Source organism: Levilactobacillus paucivorans (genome assembly GCF_001437125.1).
In the GTDB taxonomy this organism is placed as follows: Bacteria; Bacillota; Bacilli; order Lactobacillales; family Lactobacillaceae; genus Levilactobacillus; species Levilactobacillus paucivorans.
On record NZ_JQCA01000151.1, the window covers coordinates 1 to 471 of the forward strand.

At 38.4% G+C, this 471-nt stretch carries 1 protein-coding gene; it reads left to right on the plus strand.

Annotated features, from left to right (window positions below; translation table 11 throughout):
* Nucleotides 1-277: 277 nt before the first annotated feature.
* The coding region (locus IV54_RS11620; protein ID WP_162259331.1) for a MobA/MobL family protein at nt 278-471 on the plus strand (194 nt) is incomplete at its 3' end.

Consider the following 471-nt stretch of genomic DNA (forward strand, 5'->3'; position numbering starts at 1 on the left):
AGACATAACGATCCCTCCAATCATATTAGAAATAATCACCGAAACTATATCATATAGGAAACGTTAAGTCAAAGGATAAAAGTTGAAATAGCGAAGCGGAAGTCATACACTAAAAGTAAATTCAGGAGAATCAGCAGACTGAGTGAAATGAGGTCAATGCGCACTTACACACAACAACTAAATTTGGTTGTGTTATTGTGCTAAACACTTGTATTAGAAGTCGCCGTTGGCGACAACAAAATCAAACCCATAAACCCAAAGAAAGGTGGTGACCGACATGGCAATTTTTCACATGAGCTTTAGTAATATTAGTGCTGGAAAAGGAAGAAGTGCAATTGCTGGAGCAAGTTATCGAAGTGGCGAAAAATTATTCGATCAAAAAGAAGGTCGAAGTTATTTTTATGCCCGATCGGTTATGCCAGAAAGCTTTATTTTGACACCAAAGAATGCGCCAGAATGGGCGAGTGATAG